General features: G+C 62.0%; 13 protein-coding genes. 2 read left to right on the forward strand and 11 right to left on the reverse strand.

Annotated features, from left to right (window positions below; all coding sequences use genetic code 11):
- The first annotated feature begins 327 nt into the window (after positions 1-327).
- The gene (locus A2G96_RS01315; RefSeq protein ID WP_062796065.1) at positions 328-651 is read left to right on the forward strand and encodes a hypothetical protein; all 324 of its coding nucleotides are present in this window, start codon (positions 328-330) and stop codon (positions 649-651) included.
- Positions 652-708: 57 nt separating this feature from the next.
- Here the strand turns inward: A2G96_RS01315 and A2G96_RS01320 are convergent, their stop codons facing one another.
- The 7 genes from A2G96_RS01320 to A2G96_RS01350 form a co-directional block, all read right to left on the reverse strand.
- Positions 709-3351 (reverse strand): bifunctional diguanylate cyclase/phosphodiesterase, encoded by a 2643-nt coding sequence (locus A2G96_RS01320; protein ID WP_062801998.1) that lies wholly within the window; start codon positions 3349-3351, stop codon positions 709-711.
- 170 nt (positions 3352-3521) lie between these two features.
- Entirely contained in the window at positions 3522-4232 is a 711-nt protein-coding gene (locus A2G96_RS01325; protein WP_417926429.1) for a YdcF family protein, read from the reverse strand.
- A gap of 150 nt (positions 4233-4382) precedes the next feature.
- Positions 4383-6155: an SWIM zinc finger family protein gene (locus A2G96_RS01330; protein WP_062796067.1), complete on the reverse strand. Its 1773-nt coding sequence runs from the start codon at positions 6153-6155 to the stop codon at positions 4383-4385.
- Positions 6156-6303: 148 nt separating this feature from the next.
- Entirely contained in the window at positions 6304-8817 is a 2514-nt protein-coding gene (locus A2G96_RS01335; RefSeq protein WP_062796069.1) for a T6SS phospholipase effector Tle1-like catalytic domain-containing protein, read from the reverse strand.
- Positions 8818-8884: 67 nt separating this feature from the next.
- Positions 8885-9460 (reverse strand): DUF3304 domain-containing protein, encoded by a 576-nt coding sequence (locus A2G96_RS01340; protein WP_150124038.1) that lies wholly within the window; start codon positions 9458-9460, stop codon positions 8885-8887.
- A 134-nt stretch (positions 9461-9594) separates the two neighbouring features.
- Positions 9595-10488 (reverse strand): DUF4123 domain-containing protein, encoded by an 894-nt coding sequence (locus A2G96_RS01345; RefSeq protein WP_062796071.1) that lies wholly within the window; start codon positions 10486-10488, stop codon positions 9595-9597.
- A 20-nt stretch (positions 10489-10508) separates the two neighbouring features.
- Complete coding sequence (locus tag A2G96_RS01350; RefSeq protein ID WP_062796073.1) at positions 10509-13406, reverse strand: type VI secretion system Vgr family protein; 2898 nt, start codon at positions 13404-13406, stop codon at positions 10509-10511.
- A 258-nt stretch (positions 13407-13664) separates the two neighbouring features.
- On the opposite strand from A2G96_RS01350, the gene A2G96_RS01355 reads away from it, so the two are divergent.
- Complete coding sequence (locus A2G96_RS01355; RefSeq protein WP_062796075.1) at positions 13665-15041, forward strand: XAC2610-related protein; 1377 nt, start codon at positions 13665-13667, stop codon at positions 15039-15041.
- 215 nt (positions 15042-15256) lie between these two features.
- Here the strand turns inward: A2G96_RS01355 and A2G96_RS01360 are convergent, their stop codons facing one another.
- The 4 genes from A2G96_RS01360 to A2G96_RS01375 all read right to left on the reverse strand — a co-directional run bounded on the left by A2G96_RS01360 (position 15257) and on the right by A2G96_RS01375 (position 20157).
- On the reverse strand, positions 15257-16084 hold the full coding sequence (locus A2G96_RS01360; RefSeq protein ID WP_062796077.1) for a hypothetical protein: 828 nt from the start codon (positions 16082-16084) through the stop codon (positions 15257-15259).
- A 488-nt stretch (positions 16085-16572) separates the two neighbouring features.
- Positions 16573-17292, reverse strand: coding sequence for an ATP-binding cassette domain-containing protein (locus tag A2G96_RS01365; protein WP_062796079.1), 720 nt, complete (start codon positions 17290-17292; stop codon positions 16573-16575).
- Entirely contained in the window at positions 17292-18014 is a 723-nt protein-coding gene (locus A2G96_RS01370; protein WP_062796081.1) for an ABC transporter permease, read from the reverse strand. Before A2G96_RS01370 ends, A2G96_RS01365 begins: the two co-directional genes overlap by 1 nt.
- An 835-nt stretch (positions 18015-18849) precedes the next feature.
- Entirely contained in the window at positions 18850-20157 is a 1308-nt protein-coding gene (locus A2G96_RS01375) for an MFS transporter (RefSeq protein WP_062796083.1), read from the reverse strand.
- Positions 20158-20161 lie beyond the last annotated feature (4 nt).

Below are 20161 nucleotides of genomic sequence, written 5' to 3' on the forward strand. Positions count from 1 at the left end.
GGATTCACGTTCCTGTATAGCTGATGGGCCTTGCCTATGTCGCTGTATTGGCCTGATTCCCTGGCGAGCTGCCATGCCAGATTTTCGTTATGCCTTGAGGGACGGAGACAAGACGAGTACAGGGGGCATGCTCATCGCCGCAGGAGCCGTTGGCGATCCCGTCTATGCAGGCATGCCATGGCCTGACCTTGTAGCGTGCGCACCGCAGCTCTCCATGCAAATGGTAGCCGGGAGAGGCGAGGGTCATTTCTACTATGCCCACGTCGTCGCCGACAGCGAACGGCGATGGGCTGCACTGGCACAGCGGCTGGCATCAGAGGGATTGCGATGAGCCTCAAACCGCTGCTTGTGCGCAGCGTCGATCTCGTGGCAGTGCTCCTGGCACTGGATGGAATCATCTACGCGGCGGCACTTCTGTTGACGCCGTTTCAGCGGGGCGACTTGTACACCGGCGCGCCCGTTGTATATCTGGCGGCTGCCTTGCTGGTCGCGGCGTCGCTGCTGCTCCTGGGACTGGCCATGCTTCTCATCGCATGGTTTCGGCGGCATAGGTATCGCAGGCGTCTGGCCGCGTCATACATCGCAGGCGCCATGGTATTCGCACTTGGCCTCGCGCTTGGGCATGGTTGGATTGCATTCAGGCTTTCGTGAGCGCAAGGACGAAGCGCGGATGAGCCGCGGACCAAGGCGCCGAAGGAGCCACCCGCCTCATGTCACCGCACTCGCAAACGCCTCAAACGCCCTAGCCTCCACCGGCGGACAAAAAAAGTGGCCCTGCCCGTAATCGCACCCCGCCGCCACCAGTATGTCCCGCTGCGACTCTGTCTCCACGCCCTCCGCAATCACCCGAATGCGCAGCGCATGCGCCATGCTGATGATGGCACGGCACAAAGCCACGTCGTCCGGACCCCGCGTCAGCGAGCGGATGAAAGACTGATCGATCTTGATGTAGTCGATATCGAGGCGCCGCAGGTAAGACAACGACGAATACCCGGTGCCGAAGTCGTCGAGCGCGATCTCGATGCCGGCCGCCTGGAAGCGGGAGAGCTGGTCCATGACATCGGCGTTCTGCTCCATCAGCGAGCCTTCGGTGATCTCGATGACGAGGCTGCCCACCGGCACGTTCCTGCGCTCGATCATGCTGGACCAGGACTCGGGCCCGCTCGCCGGCGCGCAGAACTCCACGGGTGATTTGTTGACCGAGATCTGGAAGTCCTTGCCCCGCAGCACCTGCCAGCGCGCAAGCTGGTCCAGCGCTTCGGTCAGCACCCAGCGGCCGATGTCGATGATGAGGCCGGATTCCTCCGCAACGGCAATGAAATCGGCCGGACGGATCGGCCCGCGCACCGGATGGTCCCAGCGGATCAGGGCCTCGGCCTTGCAGACCTTGCCCGTGCGCAGGTCGACAATGGGCTGGTAGTGCAGCGCGAACTGCCCGGACGCCAGCGCCGTGCGCAGGTCCTGCGTGATGCGCAGGCGCTCCCGCTCCACCTGCAGCAGCGCCTGCGAGAAGACCTTCCAGCGATTGCGGCCCTCGGCCTTGGCGGCAAACATCGCCTGGTCGTCGCACACCAGCAGGGCCTCGGCGTTGTCGGCGTCCCTGGGCCAGGTGGCCACGCCGATGCTGGCCGATACCACCACTCGCTCGTCGGCCAGGTGGTAAGGGGCGGCAATCCGCTCCAGGATCGCCTGGGCGATGTCCCCGGCAACGCCGGCATCGCCCACCGCGGGCAGGATCACGGTGAACTCGTCGCCGGCCAGCCGTGCCACGGTATCCGATGCGCGCACCGATGCCGCAATGCGCCGCGCCGCCTCCAGCAGCAACTGGTCGCCCTGTTCGTGGCCGAGGGTATCGTTCACCTCCTTGAATCGATCCAGGTCGATGAACAGCAGCGCCAGCGCATCCTGCGTGCCGCGCGATCGCTCGATCTCCTGTTCCAGCCGGTCGAAGAACAGGCGGCGGTTGGGCAGGTCCGTCAGCGCATCGAAATTCGCCTGGTGCCGGATGACGTCCTCGGCCTGGCGCTTCTCGGTCATGTCATGGATCAGCGCAACGCGGCGGCGCTCGCCATACGCGTGGGCCAGGTAGGTATCGACGGTGAGGTAGGCGGGAAACTCGCTGCCGTCCTTGCGCCGGATCGAGAGTTCGCCGCTCCAGCTGCCCTTGGCTGCCACGGTGGCCCGCAGGCGATCGACCAGCGCTGCCGCATTGCCTGCCCCGCCGACGATATAGGCCGGGCGGCCTTTGACCTCTTTGGTTGTATAGCCGGTGGCGGCGGCAAAGGCAGGATTCACGTCGATGATGGTGCCATCGAGCGACGTCACCATCATGGCCTCGCTGCTGGACGAATAGACCAGCGACGCCAGCCGCATTTCCTCCATATGGCGCCGCCGCTCCGCCATGGAGCGGCGCAGGCTGTAGTACAACAGGGCCAGCAGCAGCGTGGAAGCCAGGGCACCGGCCAGGGCAATGCGGCGATAGACCTCGTAGGGCGCCAGCACCAGGCTGACCGCCTCGCCCACCACAAAATTGAGCCCGTACTCCGGCAAACGGTAATAGCCGAAGACCCGCTCCACGCCTTCGGAGCCCGACATTGCCCGATAGCTACCGGAGTCGGGCGACCCGCTGGCGAGGTACGGCCGGTTGCTGACCGCCCTGGCCAGCGTGCCCTCCAGGGCCGGCACGCGCGCAAGGACCTGGCCGGAAGTCTTGATGACCGACGCCACTTTGCCATCGCGGTCAGTGAACGTCTGCGCAAAGCTGGCGAACTGCTCCGGACTGACCGAGACCACGATCACCCCGTCGAAGCTGCCGGCGCGCAGGATGGGGCGGGTGAACTGGATCGACCATTTGCGCGAGACCTTGCCCATTACCGGGTCGCTGATGAACAGCATGTCGCGCCCGCCCGCGTTCTGATGGATCCGGAAATGCTCGCGCCCGCTCAGGTCGATCTTCTGGCCGGGCGCTGGCGGGGCGATGGATGAGTAGATCAGCAGGCCATGCTTGTCGATCACCGCGACCTGGAACGACAGGTCCACCACCAGGTTCTGCCGCTCGCGCACCATTTCGATGAAACCTGGCTGGCCGGCCAGCCAGCTGGCCCGCAAGTCCAGCAGGAACTCGGACAGCCGCAGGATGCTGGATTTCGAGTACGCGCCGAACGCCTGGGCCTGCGCCTGGGTACGCTTCGCGGCGTCGTGCAGCAACCGGTCCCGCTCGCTCACGAGCTGATACGCCGCGAACGCCCATGTTGCAATCAGCCACGCCGCCGCCGCCATGTTCAACGGGGAAAAGACCGCGCGCAGGCGCTGCAGCGCCTTGCCATAGCGGGTGGTCGCGGGTTCTGGCATCAAATGCGTGTCGCAGCGCGGCGAAGGATTGACGGCCATAGCAGGCTAGTCGAGGTCAGCGAACCCGACAAGCGGCACGCACTTTAGTCCGGTGCTGACCGCGTGGAGTCAGGGTCGGCGTGCGCCGAAAGCGTCACGCCGTGATCATGCTTCGCTCGGAGGCGGAAGCCTCAATACTCCCTCAACACCCATCCGCTGATCGCTGCGAAGTACTCGCGAAGCCAGGCGTTATATCGAAGGTAGATCGGCGTTCCAGCCCCGACTCCGGCGACTTTGCCGAAGCCTGCCTTGCCGGCAATCCGCACCGCACGCCGTACATGGAAATCGCTGGTCACCACCACAATGGGGTCGGTGGCATCGACGCCCTGCCCCGCCAACAACCGCCGGCTGAACACCAGGTTCTCCTCGGTGCTGGTACTGCGTCCTTCGCGAATCACCCTGTCGGCCGCGATGCCACGCGCAACGAGGTAGTCAGCCATGATGTCCGCCTCGACACACTGCAGCCCAAAGTCCTGCCCGCCACTCACGACGACCTTGGCGTCAGGCCACCGCCGCGCCTGCACCAGTCCCTGATCCAGTCGCGCAATCAACGTTGGCGACGCCTTGCAGTTTGGGGTGCCCGATCCAAGAATGACGATCGCCTTCACCGGCATCCCCGCGGGTACGGAAACGCCCATGCCGCTGCGGATGCCATAAAAGAAAACGCCGACCGTAACCAGCCACATGGCGAACGCCATCCATCCGGCACGCCAAAACCACTGCCGCCGCCGATCCGCTTTCCGCCAGCGCGCCACGCCATTCCAGCACAACGCGAGCAGCAGGAACGCGATGCCAATGCACGCCGGCAACGTGATGCCGAAGTTGAATAACCCCATGCTCATCAGTGCGACGGCATCGCCGAGCAGCACGGCGCCAATCAGCGCCAGGCCAAGGCGTATCCAGCGCGTGTCTTGTTTCACTGCGGGGTTCTCCAGATCGTTGATTGCTGGATTATCCAACGGCATAGACCACCTGATAGAGCGACACCAAGCTCAGGACAACTTGTCGAGCAACTTGATGAAGTTGCGCTTCGCGCGATAGGTGGCGCGGATATCTTCCAGTTCCCTGGCGAACTCGGCACGCTCGCCCAGCTTTGCCCGCAGGCTTCCGATGGTGCGCACGATTTCAAATGCCTCGTCATAGCGCGCGCTGCGCGTGCCGCTGTCGGCAGCCACTGGCAGCAGCTGGTGATAGAGGGCAATCGCGTCATGGGGATGCGTTCTGGCGCGGCATTCCGCCATCCGCGGCCACAACTGCGTCGCGACCGGGCCGCCGATGAAGACGTCCCAGGCCGCATCGTCCTTGTCTTCGGAGAGGAAGAGCTTGACGAGTTCCGTGCGTGTTGGCTTCTCCCAGTCACGGCGCTTCGATTTTCCGGGCGACTCTTCCTTCTTGACGAGTGCCCACAGATGTTCCAGTGCACGCTTCCGGATCTCATCATGCCGACCGATGGCCCTGGCAACGCTTATCAGCGTAGGGAACGAGTCTGCCGTTGGATCCATCTCGAAGCGACGCCAGGCGAGCATAGCGGCCTCGTCGAAATCGCCGCGACGCAGATATCCGTCGACGCAAAAGTCAAGCAGGCGCGGGTCGACGTGACTGGCCGGTTCACGAAGACCTCGCTCGGCCCACGCGAGGCCGTCGTCCGGACGGCCGTGCTTCGCGCAAGCTTCTGCGATCTGGAGAAAGCGGTACGGACTCGAAAGGTCCTTGGAGAGAATCCGGACCAGTGCATCGATGTCGCCGTCATGCTCTGCCAGGGCTTGCATGGCGTTCTCGAGATACAGTCGACGCGTCTCGAATGACTGGCCAGGGTCTTTGCCCGGAGCAAGCGGGGCAAGGGCTTCCCAGGCCTCGCTGACGAGTTTGCGATAACAGCTCAACCCGCTATTGCCCAGCGGTTCTGCGTAAGCCGGCAAGACGTTGTAAAAAGTATCCCATTGCCCTTGCGTCTGCAGGCGGAAAAGCCGCTCCGCAAGCTTCAAAGGGTCGGGCCGGGTCTGCCTGCATGCGTCGAGATGGACAGCCGCCAGTTCCAGGATGCCGGGCATCACGCCTCCGCCGGAATCGTCGATCTGCTCAAGGCTCTTCTCCGCGCCGGCAATGGCCAGTTCTGTGAGTTCGACGACGTCCGCGGCGTGCGGTCCGGCAAGCCGCTGGCGCAAGGTATCGGCGAGCGACCACAGGCTGTTGCCATATTCGTCAGCCTCGTTCCAGGCCAGCGGTCGGGCGATGCGCGTTACCTGCTGCACTGCGGTTCTCATACTCGGCAAATCTGACTGCGCTGTACGTGCGGCGAACAGCAACTTGTCGCGTAACGTCCGATCAAGCTCGGCGGCCTCCAGCAGCAGATCCTGAAGCGCACTCTTGTCCAGCGTCTCAACGTACTCGCGAATCACCTCGCCGTAGGTCTTTCGCTTCTTGCGAGGTTTGTCCCGGCTTGTCTCTTCGGCGTGGAACACCTCTTCGCCGGAGTTTTCAAGCCAGGCGAGTGCGACCGCTACCGCGTGTTTGCAGAAGACACCTTCATCGCCCACCGGACAGTTGCACGAATAGGCGAGTCCGCCATCGCCAGCGACGGCCAGCTCTACACGGTAACGGTGCGTTCCACGTACGCTGGCGCGAACCGCGTTTTCACGCTCCTCGAGGCGGGACACGGCACCGTCATGGAAATAGGCCATGCCGCGCTCGAACGATCCGGTATCGGCAAGCGTCTGAACTGCGGTGAGTGTGAGAGTCTCAGTGAGTGTTGCAGGGGCGGACATGGAAGGAGGCATACCATTGAAGGAGTGCCGCAACGGACGGTGGATTGATGCGATGATACCTGTCCGGGCGCAGCGAATCCCCTGCGCGCAAGCCGCATCACTCGAGGCACATGGAAATCGCTGGTCATCACCTAAGTCAGCTCGGCACCTAGTCGGCCCGCTCCTCCATGAACGCCGTAATCGCAGCCATCTCTTCCTCTATCGCCTGTGCCAGGCGAAACTGTCCTGCCAAGTCGTTATAGAGGTCCTGCGATACCGACCCGTAACGAGCCGAGCTGCTCAGCGTCCGGTTAAGCGCTTCGGATCGGGAGCGTGTCAGCTTGAGCTGCGGTTCCAGTTCCTTCATCCGCCTTTTCAATGCGCTGGCGTCCAGTCCGGCGAGCTGCGGGAAGTTGGCGCGGTAGTCCATGTACTTGTCGTCATAGACCGTCCGCCACCGCAGGTAGCCCCACATCGGCCAGAGCTCACGGCCGCTGGGCTGCTGCGGCAGCTGGCTGGTGTAGGCCAGATCTTTCAGCGCAGCGTCGACCGATTGGCCCTTGGCTTGGCGTTGACGCTTGAGGCGGGCGTGTGTCTCCAGCATCGCTTGTTCCTTATCGCTCAATGGCGGTGGCGGCAATACCCACACCTTGGCCGTCATCGGGCCGATCATTACAGGCGCAGACTCCTTGCGGGCCGCTTTTGCCGCGACCGCATCGAATTTGTCCTGTTGCTTGCGGTACCAGACGTCATCGTCGTCGCCCAATGGCTTGAACCAGGCGCGGGAGTCATGCACATAGCGGGAGAAGAGGACATCGATGGCAGGTGAGACATCCTTGTTTTCCCATGCTTGCTTGACGTCCTTCCAGCTATCGAACTTGATGCGGATTGCTCTCTTGCCCTGAGAGAACACGGTGGCGCCTTGCACGGCTCCCGATGGCGGAAGCCACGCGATCGGTCCTCCGGGCGCTTCGGGGACCGCCGCATGTACGGCCGGGCTTGTGACCTGGCCAGCGACGGCGGAGACCACGGAAGCCCCGGTCGAGGCCACGGCCTCGGCAATCCATTTCGCGCCTTTTATCAGCCAGTCGGTGTAATGGCCGCTGATCCAGTCCGGCACGGGGTTTTCGTAGTGGACGTAGCGTTGGACCCATTTCAACTCCTCGGCCAGTTCGGCATCGGCCTTGACCAGATCCATGCGGTCGTTCGCGGGTGCGCGTTGGACGCTCGGCATGCTTGCCACCTTGCCAAGGTGGAGATGACGCCAGCGCAGGAAGTAGCCGTAGTGGTTTCGGATCAGTTCCGGGGTTGTGGTGGGGGCAGTGCTGGAGATGGTGGCGTCGCGGTAGGCGTTGAAGGCGGTGATAAGTTCGGGGTGGACCCGAAACTGTTTTCTCAACTCGGCTTGGGCGGATGCCGGACTCATTAGCGGCACGCCGGCAATCACGGCCTCACGATACATATGGGCCAGCGGGATCTGAGACAGTTTTGTGCTGTCGTCTGGCTTTCCATCATCGCCACACCCGCGGCCCTGTTCACCCGGCTCATAACCACCTCCGACATCGGAGTGCACACCTGGGTAAACGAATTCCTCCACATTGCTGCCGTGGGCGCTATCGAGAGGAAAAGAGCCGCGCACTTCATGGCTGGATACCAGATGCACGCAGCGCTTGACCAAGTCCGGGCCCGGAATGCGCAACCAGCGCTTTTGCGCCCAGGCGCCATGCCCGGTGACCATGGTTTCCATCATGCTCTGCGCGATGCCGGCCGAGGCCACGGTATCGAACAGTCCCAAGAAATCGACCTGGACAGGAATGCCGCACAGGCTGAGCTTTTCGCCGTTGGCATCGCAGGCATCGCGCAGCCAGTTGCAGAACACCCTTGCCTGCGCGGCGCCTCGCGAGAAACCGAAGACATGCAGGTGGATTCGCTTGATGATCGGCTTGCGGTCTCTGGGCAGGTTGCCTAGCGCTTTGGCCAACGCTGTCTTGCGCTCATTGAGCACACCACGACGGCCCTTGGTATTGACCTCGCGCCAGTTGGTACGAGCCACGGCGGTTAGCGATGCGAGCGTGCCGACGCGTGCGCGCAGGTCTCGATCAAACTCGCCTTTGGCGCGGTATTTGCCGTTCAGTTGGCTTTCGATGGTGGCGGTGCTGCCCAGGTTTGGGATCTGGATTTCTGGGGCGCTTATGTCGGCGCTCATCTGCTTGACGAGGTCGCGGTCCCCGAACCGATCGGTTAATGGAACATCATGATAGTGGGCGTGCAGGTGATTGTGCATTTGAAGCAAGGCCCAATTGATCCTAGCCTCTCCACCCCAACCTGCGGCGGCTCCAGCTACTGCCTGGATCCCGATGCCGAGATCACCTATCGCCTGGTAGAACGGGCTGCCCACACCAGCGACATAGCTTCGAAAACGATACCGCTTCAACTCAATCTCTCTTATCTCAACATCGAACAAGTCAAAGAGCCTGGCGACGTTGCTTTGAGCGCTGCGTGGCCGGTCGTTGTCCGCGTTGTTGCGGGTGCCGTCAAAGAAAAAGCCGAAGTGCAAATCCTCCTTGCATGGCGGCGTCATGTTGAGATGAACGTCCTGTCCTGCTAGTTTGCGCAGCTTCTCTGGCGGCGCCAACTTGAAGGGGTTGTTCGGGCACTGTGGCGCAGACTTGACTGTGGTCATGGATCGTCATCTGGCGGAACTGACAACTAAAGGTTCAAATCTCTCAAAACAAGACTGATTACTCACGCTATTTAGTCTGTTGAGAATTTTCAGGAGGGTCACGTAATTCTGGGCGATAGCACAGCCGCCGGTCTTTTGGAGCGCGGCGCTTAAGGCAAGCTTCCTTTGGATCTGGCAAATCGTATGGATCTCCTTCGAAGCCAGGCAAACCCCGCGTAAGGTAAAGTTTGACCTCCTGGTTCGGATAGAACGCGACATAGAAGTACGCGCCTCCCTGTGGCGGGTACTTTTCGACGGGAACGTCCTTCTTGTAGAGCGCCTTCTCATCTTTCTCGAATAGCTCATCGTCGCTCCATTCGATCGTGACCTTGAAGTTGGGGTCCCATTGTTTCGGCACGGATATCCCCCCAGTCCAGCTCGTGCCACCCGCGTTCGCCACCATCCCACCAGCCCATTGACCATTGACGTACACCACACCGATCGGAACGTCGGTGTAGTTCAGCACGCCGATCTGGCCGCCGAGCGTGTCGTCGTCTTCGACGGCGACCTGCGGCGCTTCAGCCTTGCTGCATGCAGCAAGGCCCAGAAACGCTGCGGTCAGAATTACAACAATGGAGCCTCTGATCATTCTTGTAATCATCATGGGTTATTCCGTATTAGGTCGTACATAGCTCATGGTGCCAACTTGCCTTGATCGCGATGATGCACCCTGCGATCGGCAACGCCAATGCCATCGCAACAACGATAACCACCACGCCCCCCATTTCGCCAGCGCCATCACGCCCCACCGCCATCGCCAAGCGCCGAGAGCAAGTATTCCCGCAACGCCAGATCCGATTGGCGCGACTTCCCAAGCCATTGCAGAAACTCCGGCGCCTCCAGACTTGCCTCCCCCTTCGCCATTGCATAAAGCGCAAGCAGCGCGATATCCAGCGCTGATTCAATCCGATACATCCTCGCCACCTCACACGCCCGCGCGACGAGGCGATACGCTTTGGTCTTCCCAATATCGGGCAGGAGCGTCTCCCGGTACATCATGTCCAGCACAGCATCTGGCATCGCCGCATCGACCATACGGTCCAGCTCTTCCTGAGACAGCATCAGCGGCTCGTCCCGGTATGCCTCAGGTTCGGCCCTTGGCTCGGTGAGCGCCAGCATGTCCAGCGCACCTTGGCGATTTACAAGGTGCCACTGCACAAGAGGCGCAGTCAGTCGATTCCATCCTTCCAGGCTCAAGACCACAGGCAGTGCCGACAGTACGCGCGTATCCGCAAATCGCAGCAGATAGTGCGTGTCGTCGTCCGCGATGACCGGCTGCAGGCAGGGCTGCCACAGCTCAGCCAGGCGCTCGGCGGACTGCCATGAAGCGACGAAGCTCAGCATCGGCCGCCCCAGGCAGTGCGTACCCAGCGCTGCCAGCAAGTCGCGCCGTTCGACGCTGGCCATGCCGTCAAGCGGCAACAGGTAAGGCGCCGCCGGCAACAGTTCACGCAGCGCGCCGGTATCGCCGTACAGCGGATAGCGCTGGACCGGTGCCGCGAAGGGCTTGCCCTCATGGTCAAAAACCCCATCGACCAGAGCCGACCAGTGGACGTCCGGCGCACCGTCGATGCGCTGTAACAGCCCATCCAGCCATATCCCGGGATCGCGCGACTCGACTGCGTAATACATAAGAGCTCCGGCAATGGCTTCTACACGGCTGCGAGGTGCGTGCCGGCGGCTGCCGCTTTCAGCAGGCAGGCGAGACACGCCTTCTGCGGAAACACCGGCAACGGATAGGGCGTGTCCACCGGCCCCTCGAACTTGCGCTGCGCGGCCTTGTAGGTGATCGGCCCCGGGCACTCGACGGTGATATTGCCGCCCTCCAGCGTGATCGAGGCACCGCCAGCCGTGGCCAGGCGAATGCGTTTGGCCGACGCAAAATCGACGTTCATGTTGGCGGAAACGATGACCAGGTCTTCGCGGGCCGCGAGCTTCAGGAGGTCGTGCTGGGCCTGGAGATCGATATCGTCCTGCCCGGCTGTCACTTGCAGCCCGACGTTGCCTTCGCCGGCGGCGGACAGCCCGGCTGCAATGCCGATTGCTTGCCCGGCATGCACGCGCGCCTGGCCTGCCACGGCGACGTTGTGGTCCTGTCCGCTGAGCAGCGCCACGCTTTCGCCGTTGGCCATTTGCAGATCCTGGCCCGCCACCACGGCAATCCCGGCGCGGCCGCTCAGGTGGACCATGGGTTCGGACTGGTGCGGGACCTTGCCTGCAGTCGTGGCGGTGTTGCCGGCGGCGGCATCGGCCAGTGCGGCCTCGAAGTGCTGGCCGTCGACCATGCCGGCGGCCGCGCGAACCTGTGCCGGCAGCGGCGCCTGGTCGTCGGCAGCGACGCTCGGCGATGGCACCTGGTGTACGGCCGCGGCTTCACCCAGTGTGCGTGCGAGGTCGCTGCCCTGCCGCAGCAGTGCGATGCCGGCCGCGTTGTCCCCGGTCGGCAGGGCCCGGCCGGTGACGGCGTCGCGGTAGGTGGTCAGCAGCAGTCCGACCCGTCCTCGCACGGCGGCGTAGCCGTCGGTGCGCAACTCGAAGCCTTGTCCGCGGAAGCTGCCGCGACGGTTGTCCTGCTGGTGCACCATGTGGCCGAGGTTTAGCTGTGTCGCCGCTTGCGTGGTGGCCAGTTGCGCGCGCAGTTGCGCGTCGCTGTCGTCAAGCACCAGCTCGTTATGGCCTGTGCCGCCGTGCTCCTGGCTCTTGAAGCCGGTCATTGCCGCCGCGTTGCGGTGCCCTTGCGATTCCGGACTCATGCCGTGCCAGGGCGGGCTGTTGCCCTGGGCGAGATTGCCCTGCGCGCTGCCGTGGGCATCGCTGGCCTGCGCATACAGGCCCTGGGCATCATAGGGTTGCGCGAAAGACGTGCCGCTCAATGTCCATCCGCCTGGTGTCGGCGCGATGCCCGCTTCGCCCTGACCGTTGTACACCGCGCCCAGCACAAAGGGCTGGTCGATATCGTCGTCGGTGAACTTGACCAGCACCTCCTGGCCGATGCGCGGCAGCCACTGCCAGCCCATGCCGGCGCCAGCTTGCCGCTGCGCCACGCGGATCCAGCGGCTGCTGCGGTCGTCGGCGCGCTCGCCGCGCTGCCAGTGGAACCGCACCCGCACATGCCCCCTTGGGCTGACGTGGTGCTCGGCGTTGCCGTCGGCAAGCGTCTGACCATCCGGCCCCACGACGATGGCGGTGTGCACGCCCAGCCGTACCGGGCGGCTGTACAGGCGCGGGCAGTCCGCGCCGAGTACGGGCGCGCGCCATGGCCGGCGCGCATCGAAGGCGCGCAACAGCGCGCCATAGCCGTGTTTGCGGGCCACGGCAAGCAACTGTGGCGGCGCAGCGTCGCGTGCTGGCAGGGGCGGCGGTGCCAGCAAGCCCAGGATCTCGACCGTGGATTCTGGTGCGTCCGGGGCGTTGTCGAGGATCAGGGCGGCTTCCGGCGAACCCAGACGCTTCGACAGTTCGGCGTGCGTATCTTGCCCCAGGTTATTGAAGCCGCAGTGCTCGACGGCATCGAGCAGCAAGGGATAGCCGTCGGCAGCGTTCTCCAGCGGCGGCAAGTGAGGGCAGCCGGTGACGGCGAGCCGGGTGCCGGCGCGCAACGTGCGTACCGTAGCGGCACCGGTGAACAGCAGCGCGCGTGCTTCGATGGCTTCCATCACTTGCTCGGCAATCCGTTGCGCGGCCGCGGTGTCGGGCGCCAGCGACGGACTCACTGACAGGTAGGAATCGGGCATGTTTTGCATCGCGCCGAAGCGTGCCGGGGCATGGCCGCGCACGGTGCCTTTGGCCTCGGCATCCCACGCGGTGACGGCAACCCCGGGAATTGCAGAACGCGTTTCGCAAGTCAGCTGCTGGATGGCGTCGGTGGCCTGCTGGCTATGGGCTCGGTGGTAACGGATACCGCCGGCCGCCGCGGATTCAGGGTCTTCGTCCAGGCTTGCACTGTCGGCAAAGATCAGCACCGTGTGGTGATGCGGCGCTTGCTGGTCTTCCACGACGGTATATCCAAGACCCGCCTCGGCCATCAGCCGCGACAGGAAGTGATAGTCGGTCTCGCGAAACTGCGCGATATGCGGCCATTTTCGGTCCGCGCCGATCCGCGCCAGCGCGCCGGGCGCGTAGCGCCAGCTTGCATAGGGCGCGTACGGGCGCAGCACCTCGTCGATGATGCTGTCGAGCGTGCGTTGCTGGAACACCTGGCTGTGGCGCTCCTGGGTGGTCAGCCACAGCCACGGCACCACGGTCAGCCGGTAACGCGCGAGGCCGCCATCGGCACCCAGCTTCTCCGCCTGGCGTACGAGCCCGGTGCGCGCCGTCTGGCCACCACTGGCCAGTGTGGTCATCAGTGTCAGGCGCTGGCCGAGAAACGCATCCAGTGACAGCGAAGGATTGGCGCTGACCGCGACGATGCGCCATTCAAAGAGTTCGGAGATCGCCTCGCGGCCGATCCACGCCTCGACTGCCAGCGCCTCGAGCGGGCCGGTGCCGTCCAGCGAATAGAGGCGGTGAACCGGCGAAAATAGGTTCTTGAACAGGGCTGCGGCGTCCATAGCACTTGGATGAAATCCATTGCCGGGAAAGGAACGCCATTAGTTCCACAAAGCGATACGGAAATCATTCATCCAGATCAAGATCGGATTTGTTATTTTGGTGCCGTGACTTTCTCCGTATGGAGGAGGCCTGCGGCCTCAGAAAAATCCTTACTTCGCTGCTGAATCTGGTGCAGACAGCGTTGCGGCCGGATGGGGGCGCCGATATAACGTCGGCTTCGATGTGGAAAACGCATTCACTTTCCGAGCCTTCACCCAATGAAGACATTGATTCTCGCGCTGCTGATGCTCGGCGCCGCTGTTGCCGGACACGCCTATGGCGCCGCGTTGACCCCAGGCATCTACCGCATGGACGCCAATTCCTACCTGACCGCTGTGCAACGGGCTGAAGCCGGGCCCAATAAGCGCATCGAAGAAAAATTCGAGCATGCTTTCCCTGCCGCGGCCGGTGTCACGTATGCCGTGGTGTCGCGCGAAGCGAGATATGCCGAGCCCGAGCGCAACAGGGTGCTGTTCCTAACGGTGGACGGCTACAAGGCCGAGCGTGGCGAACTGTCTTGCATTGCCTATGCCCTGCCAGGCTGGAACGATTATTCGACCACCAATCCGTTCTGTGCTGGCGAGGAAGCGCTGTCCGATCGGACCCTTGCCAGCTTTGTCCTGCGGCACCCGCCGCGGCGACGCGATCTTGCCGGGATTCATATCCCGGCTGAACGGACTCCCACTCAGGAAGACAGGGTCGGCTGCCTGCTCGGCGTGTGTGACCCTGCTGCCTATGGCAGGTGGATCCAGCGCGTCGAGGTCACATACCGTACCGATCGTTTTACGCTGGAAAAGGTACGTCCTTACCAGGACATTCTCTTCCTGGAAAACGCAGTCCCAGTTTTCGCTTCACGTGAACGCACGAATAACCGTTCCGAACTGAAGGCCGGAACGTTCGTCGCAGTGCTTGACCGTCAGTCGGAATGGTTCGAGGTCGATTACTTCGAAGATGGCAATGCTCGCCATGGGTGGATCGACCGCGACGATGTCGTTGCTGTGCAGTGGCTGGCACAGCGCGCCTCGACGCGTGACTTCCGATTTCGCGTGGGCGTAGTACCTGGCGACCGTGACACGGACGCACCGCAACCGGTTGCCATCGAAGTGCTGTCGCGGCACAGCGGCCAGCGCCTGCAGGTACTTCGCGATTTCGAGTCGGATGGCCGCTATGTGCTGGGCGACGAAGCGATCAATGTGGTAGACGCCAACTTCGACGGCCATCCAGATATTACGATACACGGCATGTCTGGCGGCGCCGGTCCGAACAGTACGACCAACGTGTTCCTGTACGACCCGGTACGGCGTCGGTTCAGTTTCTCCAGGGAATTGTCAGAGCTGACCCAACTGTGGATCGACGCGAAAACCCGGACTATTCATACCGCTCAACGTGGGGGCTGCTGCAGCCATTACTCCGAGACCTATCGCTATGTGCAGGGCAAGCTGACGCTTGTTTCTAGCGTGGATGAATACTCGGACGGCGAGTGGGTGCGGACCGCAACAGCGCACCGTCGCAAAGGGAAGATGTACTACCGTGAAGAACGTCGAAGATATAAAGGCGAACCCAACGCCGCTCCTGGTCAGCCCGCTTCTCCATGAACGCCGTAATCGCAGCCATTTCCTCCTCTATAGCTGCAGCAGGCGCAACTGTACACAAATATGCGGACAGGACCCCACCGTCACGGAGAGCCGCTGGACAAACATTTGATATCGATTCCGCTTTGATGTCCGCGCAGACCAGTCATTCATCTCAAACGGCGACGCGGATGCGAAGACGACGAGGAGCATGCGCATCGCTGAACTTAAGCAACCTCTCAGTTGACCGACACGATACCGGTCGTTTCGGCAGTCATCATGTCCGCGCCGACTAACGGCGCCCCCGAGAGCTTGACGACGCCCGCGCTTGGGGCTAGCCAGGCTGTGCCTTCCAGTACCGGGAGTGGGTACAGGCTGCCTTGATCCTTCCGTTCATAGTGCAGCACCAGCTTGCAGGCCCCCTTATAGGTCACCCCTTTGACTGTGACATCCTCGCGGCCGACATACTGCACGGCCACGTCGACCACGCGGCTGATGGGCACAAGCGTCGGTTGCGGCTTGGTGGCCAGAGCAGTGGCGTCCGCTTCGGCCATCGTGAAGCTGCGTGTCTCGTTAGGTTTCATGCCCACCAGGCTCGGCGTGCCGGTTTGGCCGGTCACCATGTCGGTATAGGTAAAGCGGCGGTACTTGTTGTAGTTGCCCGTACTGCGGTGGTTGTATTCCGTGACACCGATCGGGAAGATTGGCGACATCGGATCGATATAGACAAGAGCGTCCTTGCCGCCCCAGTCATAAATGCCATGCAGCAGCTTGAGTTCAAGCGTGTCGTAATTGCCGCCGTCGAAGCTTGTCTTGCCGAGGGCCTTGGTTTGGAACGTGGCGACTTGGATAAGGGGGGCCGCAGTGAGCGTCGCCGTGACCTGCTGGCCGACCGCGGGCGCAGCCAGGCATTCAGCGTCGAGCTGATTGATGGCCGCCGGTGGGCCGCCACCCCTCCCTTCGTCGGGGCTCTCCGAGCCGCCCCCGCAGGCCGTCAACAGCACCGGGGTAAGGCCCATCGCAACCAGGAGGATGGCATTTCGCTGCTTCCGCATATCGACTCCCATTTCTTAGTACCGGTAAAACACAGAGCCCATTGCTGGCGAGCTCGTGGGAAAGTTGGCAGGCCTCACCAGCTCCCGAGGAAAGCGTCGCAGTACTGACCCTTCACCGAGCTGCGCTGATGAATCCTGCTGAGGTGCGGGGACGTGAGCCAAGCGGTACGGGCACAGCACGGCGCTGGGCCGAAGCCGAACAAGGTCCTTAGCACTCGGCACATGTCTCTCTTCAATCCGCATGGCCGTAATGAGAGACTGAGCCTACTGAATTGGAATTCGTGCAGATGTAGGAGCTATCCGATTTCTTTGCGGAAAACACGTCTTGACCAAGAGCTGGCCAGGCCGCTGTGGCGACGAGAAGAGGCTATACAGGGTGCTTCGCAACGAGTGAAAGCTTGTTGTGCCTATCCGCATCTTCGTGTGCGAGGCGGATTTGAACTCTGTTACGCCGTGCCGCGGTAAATCGCTCGCCATACCCTTGGTACGACCGGTGAAAATCAGTCCAGATCCGCGATGGCATATTTTACGAAAGCGTCATCAAGAGACAGCGCCCCGGTTACACTGATAAATTCCCTCCCGGTTTGAAATTTCCGCGTGATGCCATCCTTAAGGAAGTAAAAGTAATCGCAATGATCAGCGATTTCCGAAACATGGTGGGTGGAGAAAAGCACGGATTTCCCATTGGCCCGCAGGGTTTGCAAGATCCTCCACATATAGACGGCGTACTCCGGATCAACGCCGGCCGTCGGTTCATCGAGGATGTAGATGTCCGCATCGATCGACAACACGGTCAGGAAAACGAACCATCTTTTTTCACCATAGCTGCATCCTGCCGCACGCCGGCCGTAGAGGGTTGCAAACCTCTCCCTCTCTCGGGAGCCGAGCTTTCCGACGAGCTCATCAAGCGCGGAGCCGCTGCACTTCGCTATGCCTTGGACCAACTCGGCTAACTCCCCGAGCCTGAGCGCATCTGGGATGGTTATGACTTGGGTGAGGTAGGCCACCCTTTCGGGCGGTACGTTACGTGTTATCGTGCCTGCGGTCTGCGTCTTCAGACCACACAGAATGTCGAAGAGCGTGGTCTTGCCGGCGCCATTCGAACCCAGTAGACCGACGATGCTACCGCGGTGAACATCGATATCCACGGCCCTCAGTATGTTTCTGGCCTTATGCTGGAACCCGAGATTCTCTGTTGCAAGCGACGCGTCGACAAGCATTAGCGATTGCTCCATTGGGGGTTGATGCGTTGATGGATTGCCCCATAGACACCGAGGCAGACAAACATGAGCGCGTGGCCAATGCATGCAATGACAAGAGCGCGTTCCCAGTGCGTCTCCGAGATCGCTCTTGCCCCCACTAAAAATGGGTTAACCAGGGCCAGGGCTTGGCTGCCTGCCACGGTAGTGCTGCCGATTCCAATGACGATAATTGCCGTCGCTGCGATAGAGAGGAGGCTGCTGGCCGACTGAAAGGTGAGGGGAAGTGTGGCGAGACAGGTCGAAGCCAGCATGAACAAAGAACAGAAAGCCGCAAACATGGCGAAGTATCTCAACATCTCTGAAACGGGAATCCATGTCAAAAGGTTGGATGTGAGGACCAGAAACCCCGCGCCATAAAGCAATGACATACAAAGAGACGCCAGATATTGCGCAATAAGAAAGCGCGTTCTCTTCCGAACGCTTGTCAAAAATGAGCGCACGAACCCGCTCTCGCGCCGACCTATCAGGTAAAGGCCGAACCCGAACAGAGATGTCATCATGGCGATGTATGCCAGGCACCATCCGATCGATTGCTCGTAGTGCTGGCTCTCGGTATCGCCGTATGCGCTTGTTCTGAAGGCGAGATATCCGACGGGGGCCACCAATGACCAGAAAACACCGATCGGCTCTCTTATCTGTTCAACAACAAGTATTCTGGTGCAGTCAAGGAGGCTTTTCATTCTGCGGCTCTCATGGAAAGGGGGCCATCCTCTCTACTCGCTCGGCACATAGGTTTCTTATAGAAGACGTGAAGTCCTTTAATCGGAAAGTTGCCTCCAGAATCAGCTTAGGCGTTACGATAAGGAAATTATCTTAATCGACGTAATCGTTGATTCACGTCAATTTAAAAACATCAGGCGAGCTCAAGTGAGTGGGAATTGTTGGCCGATAATTTTCGCATTTAGGCCTGACGGACGCCGACGTGGCGGCTAGAAGAGTGCGGATTTGGCAGCCCGAAAGTTCCTATCGTCGTGCGCGACGTAAGCACCTCGGCCACGCGCGCTTGGGAAATTTCGTGCCGAAGTCGTCCGCTGGTCGCTAAAGCGGGACTATGGTCAACCAGGGGCTGTGGATAGCTCTTCGAGCAAACGTAAGACGCCGATCAGCTGGTCGACGAGTTCGTCAGTTCGGGATGGGGCGCAGTTTGCGTGATCGAAAGCCAGCGGAAACGGCAGCGCCGCGCTCGTCGGGTCAACCTACGTGAGGCTGATTCCGGGAGGCGGAAAGTGCGGGTTGAACCTGTATTACAGGATGGGGAATGTAGATGGTTCAAAGAGTTGAAAGGAAATGAACCTCTCATCCAGGACCCCACACTTGCCTCGCTGATACTTGTTAGGCCGCTGACGCGACCCATCGCTATATACACGGCAAGCTGGTGCTTGTTTCCGCAGTGGACGAGTATTCGGACGCCGAGTGGAGGCGGACCACGACAGCCCGCCGGCCCAACGGGGAAGGTGTAGTACCGTGAGAACGTCGAAGGTATTAGGGTGATTGACTACGGGCCGTGCAGGCCTGTCACCGCTCCTGCCCCTGCCGCAACGCAGGCGCCACCGCACACGCCACCAGCAGCAGCGCCGCCATGATGATCAGCCCGTTACGCGTACTTCCGGTCGCCTGTTCGATCAGACCCATCACCGACTGCCCGATGAATCCGCCAATCAGCCCGCAGGTATTGATCAGCGCCAGACCGCCTGCCAGCGCCACGCCCTTCAGCCGCGACGACGGAAACAGGAACACGATCGACTGCACCACGAAGAACATCAGCGCGGTCAGCGAGAAGCCCACCAGCGCCATCACCGGGCCGGCGAAGGCAGCAATCAACAGGCCGCCAGCCATCACCGCCAGCCCCAGGCAGAGCAGTCGGCGGCCGCGGCCCGGGGTGTTGGCATGGCGGGGCAGCCAGGCGGCGCCGATGGCGGCGGCAATCCAAGGCAGAGAATTGAGCAGGCCGATCTCCACAGGCGTGAGCTTGCCGTAGGTGCCGATGATGCCCGGCAGGAAGAAGATCACCGTGTAGATCGAGATCTGGTGGCAGAAGTAGATGAAGATCGCCAGCCACACCTGCGGGTCGCGCATGGCGCCGAGGAAAGAATGGCCGGCCTTGCCGGTGCTGGCATCGGCGGCTTCCGCGGCAAGGCGGGTTCGCACCGCCTGGGCCTGTGCCGGGGTCAGCCATGGCGCGCTGTCCGGTCCGTCGGGCAGCTTCTTCCAGACTACGGCGGCCAGGAACACGGCGGGCAGGCCTTCGAGCACGAACATCCATTGCCAGCCCTTGAAGCCCCAGATGCCGTCCATGGCCAGCAATGCGCCGCCCAGCGGGCCGCTGACGATGTTGGCGATGCAGACACCGAGCAGAAAGTAGCCCACCGCCCGCGCGCGATCCTCGCGGCCGAACCAGTATGTCAGGTAGAGCATCACGCCGGGGAATAGTCCCGCCTCGGCCGCGCCGAGCAGCACGCGCATGATGTAGAACGATGTCTCGCCCTGGACAAAGGCCATCCCCGCGGACAGCAGGCCCCACGTCACCATGATGCGCGTGATCCAGAAGCGGGCGCCGACCCGATGCATGATCAGGTTGCTTGGGATTTCCAGGAAGGCGTAGCTGAGGAAGAACAGGCCCGCGCCCAGGCCGTAGGCGGCGGCCGAAATGTTCAGGTCGACGGCGATGTGGGTCTTGGCCAGCGCAATGTTGGTGCGGTCCAGGAAGCTGATCACGTACGACAGCACCAGCAAGGGCATAAGCTTGCGGAACAGTAGCGCGGTCAGCGGACGGTCGGTCGGCGCGGCCAGCGGCGGTGCGCCCGAGGCGGGTACGGTCTGCATGTGC

This window comes from Cupriavidus nantongensis (assembly GCF_001598055.1).
GTDB classification, from domain to species: domain Bacteria; phylum Pseudomonadota; class Gammaproteobacteria; order Burkholderiales; family Burkholderiaceae; genus Cupriavidus; species Cupriavidus nantongensis.

Bases quoted from the DNA above. Each gene is read 5' to 3' on its own strand.
- A2G96_RS01365 (WP_062796079.1), bottom strand. From the start codon at position 17,292: ATGCTTGTCGACGCGTCGCTTGCAACAGAGAATCTCGGGTTCCAGCAT.
- A2G96_RS01330 (WP_062796067.1), bottom strand. From the start codon at position 6,155: ATGTCCGCCCCTGCAACACTCACTGAGACTCTCACACTCACCGCAGTT.
- A2G96_RS01345 (WP_062796071.1), bottom strand. From the start codon at position 10,488: ATGTATTACGCAGTCGAGTCGCGCGATCCCGGGATATGGCTGGATGGG.
- A2G96_RS01335 (WP_062796069.1), bottom strand. From the start codon at position 8,817: ATGACCACAGTCAAGTCTGCGCCACAGTGCCCGAACAACCCCTTCAAG.
- A2G96_RS01375 (WP_062796083.1), bottom strand. From the start codon at position 20,157: ATGCAGACCGTACCCGCCTCGGGCGCACCGCCGCTGGCCGCGCCGACC.
- A2G96_RS01340 (WP_150124038.1), bottom strand. From the start codon at position 9,460: ATGATGATTACAAGAATGATCAGAGGCTCCATTGTTGTAATTCTGACC.
- A2G96_RS01370 (WP_062796081.1), bottom strand. From the start codon at position 18,014: ATGAAAAGCCTCCTTGACTGCACCAGAATACTTGTTGTTGAACAGATA.
- A2G96_RS01350 (WP_062796073.1), bottom strand. From the start codon at position 13,406: ATGGACGCCGCAGCCCTGTTCAAGAACCTATTTTCGCCGGTTCACCGC.
- A2G96_RS01325 (WP_417926429.1), bottom strand. From the start codon at position 4,232: ATGAGCATGGGGTTATTCAACTTCGGCATCACGTTGCCGGCGTGCATT.
- A2G96_RS01320 (WP_062801998.1), bottom strand. From the start codon at position 3,351: ATGCCAGAACCCGCGACCACCCGCTATGGCAAGGCGCTGCAGCGCCTG.
- A2G96_RS01360 (WP_062796077.1), bottom strand. From the start codon at position 16,084: ATGGGAGTCGATATGCGGAAGCAGCGAAATGCCATCCTCCTGGTTGCG.
- A2G96_RS01355 (WP_062796075.1), top strand. From the start codon at position 13,665: ATGAAGACATTGATTCTCGCGCTGCTGATGCTCGGCGCCGCTGTTGCC.
- A2G96_RS01315 (WP_062796065.1), top strand. From the start codon at position 328: ATGAGCCTCAAACCGCTGCTTGTGCGCAGCGTCGATCTCGTGGCAGTG.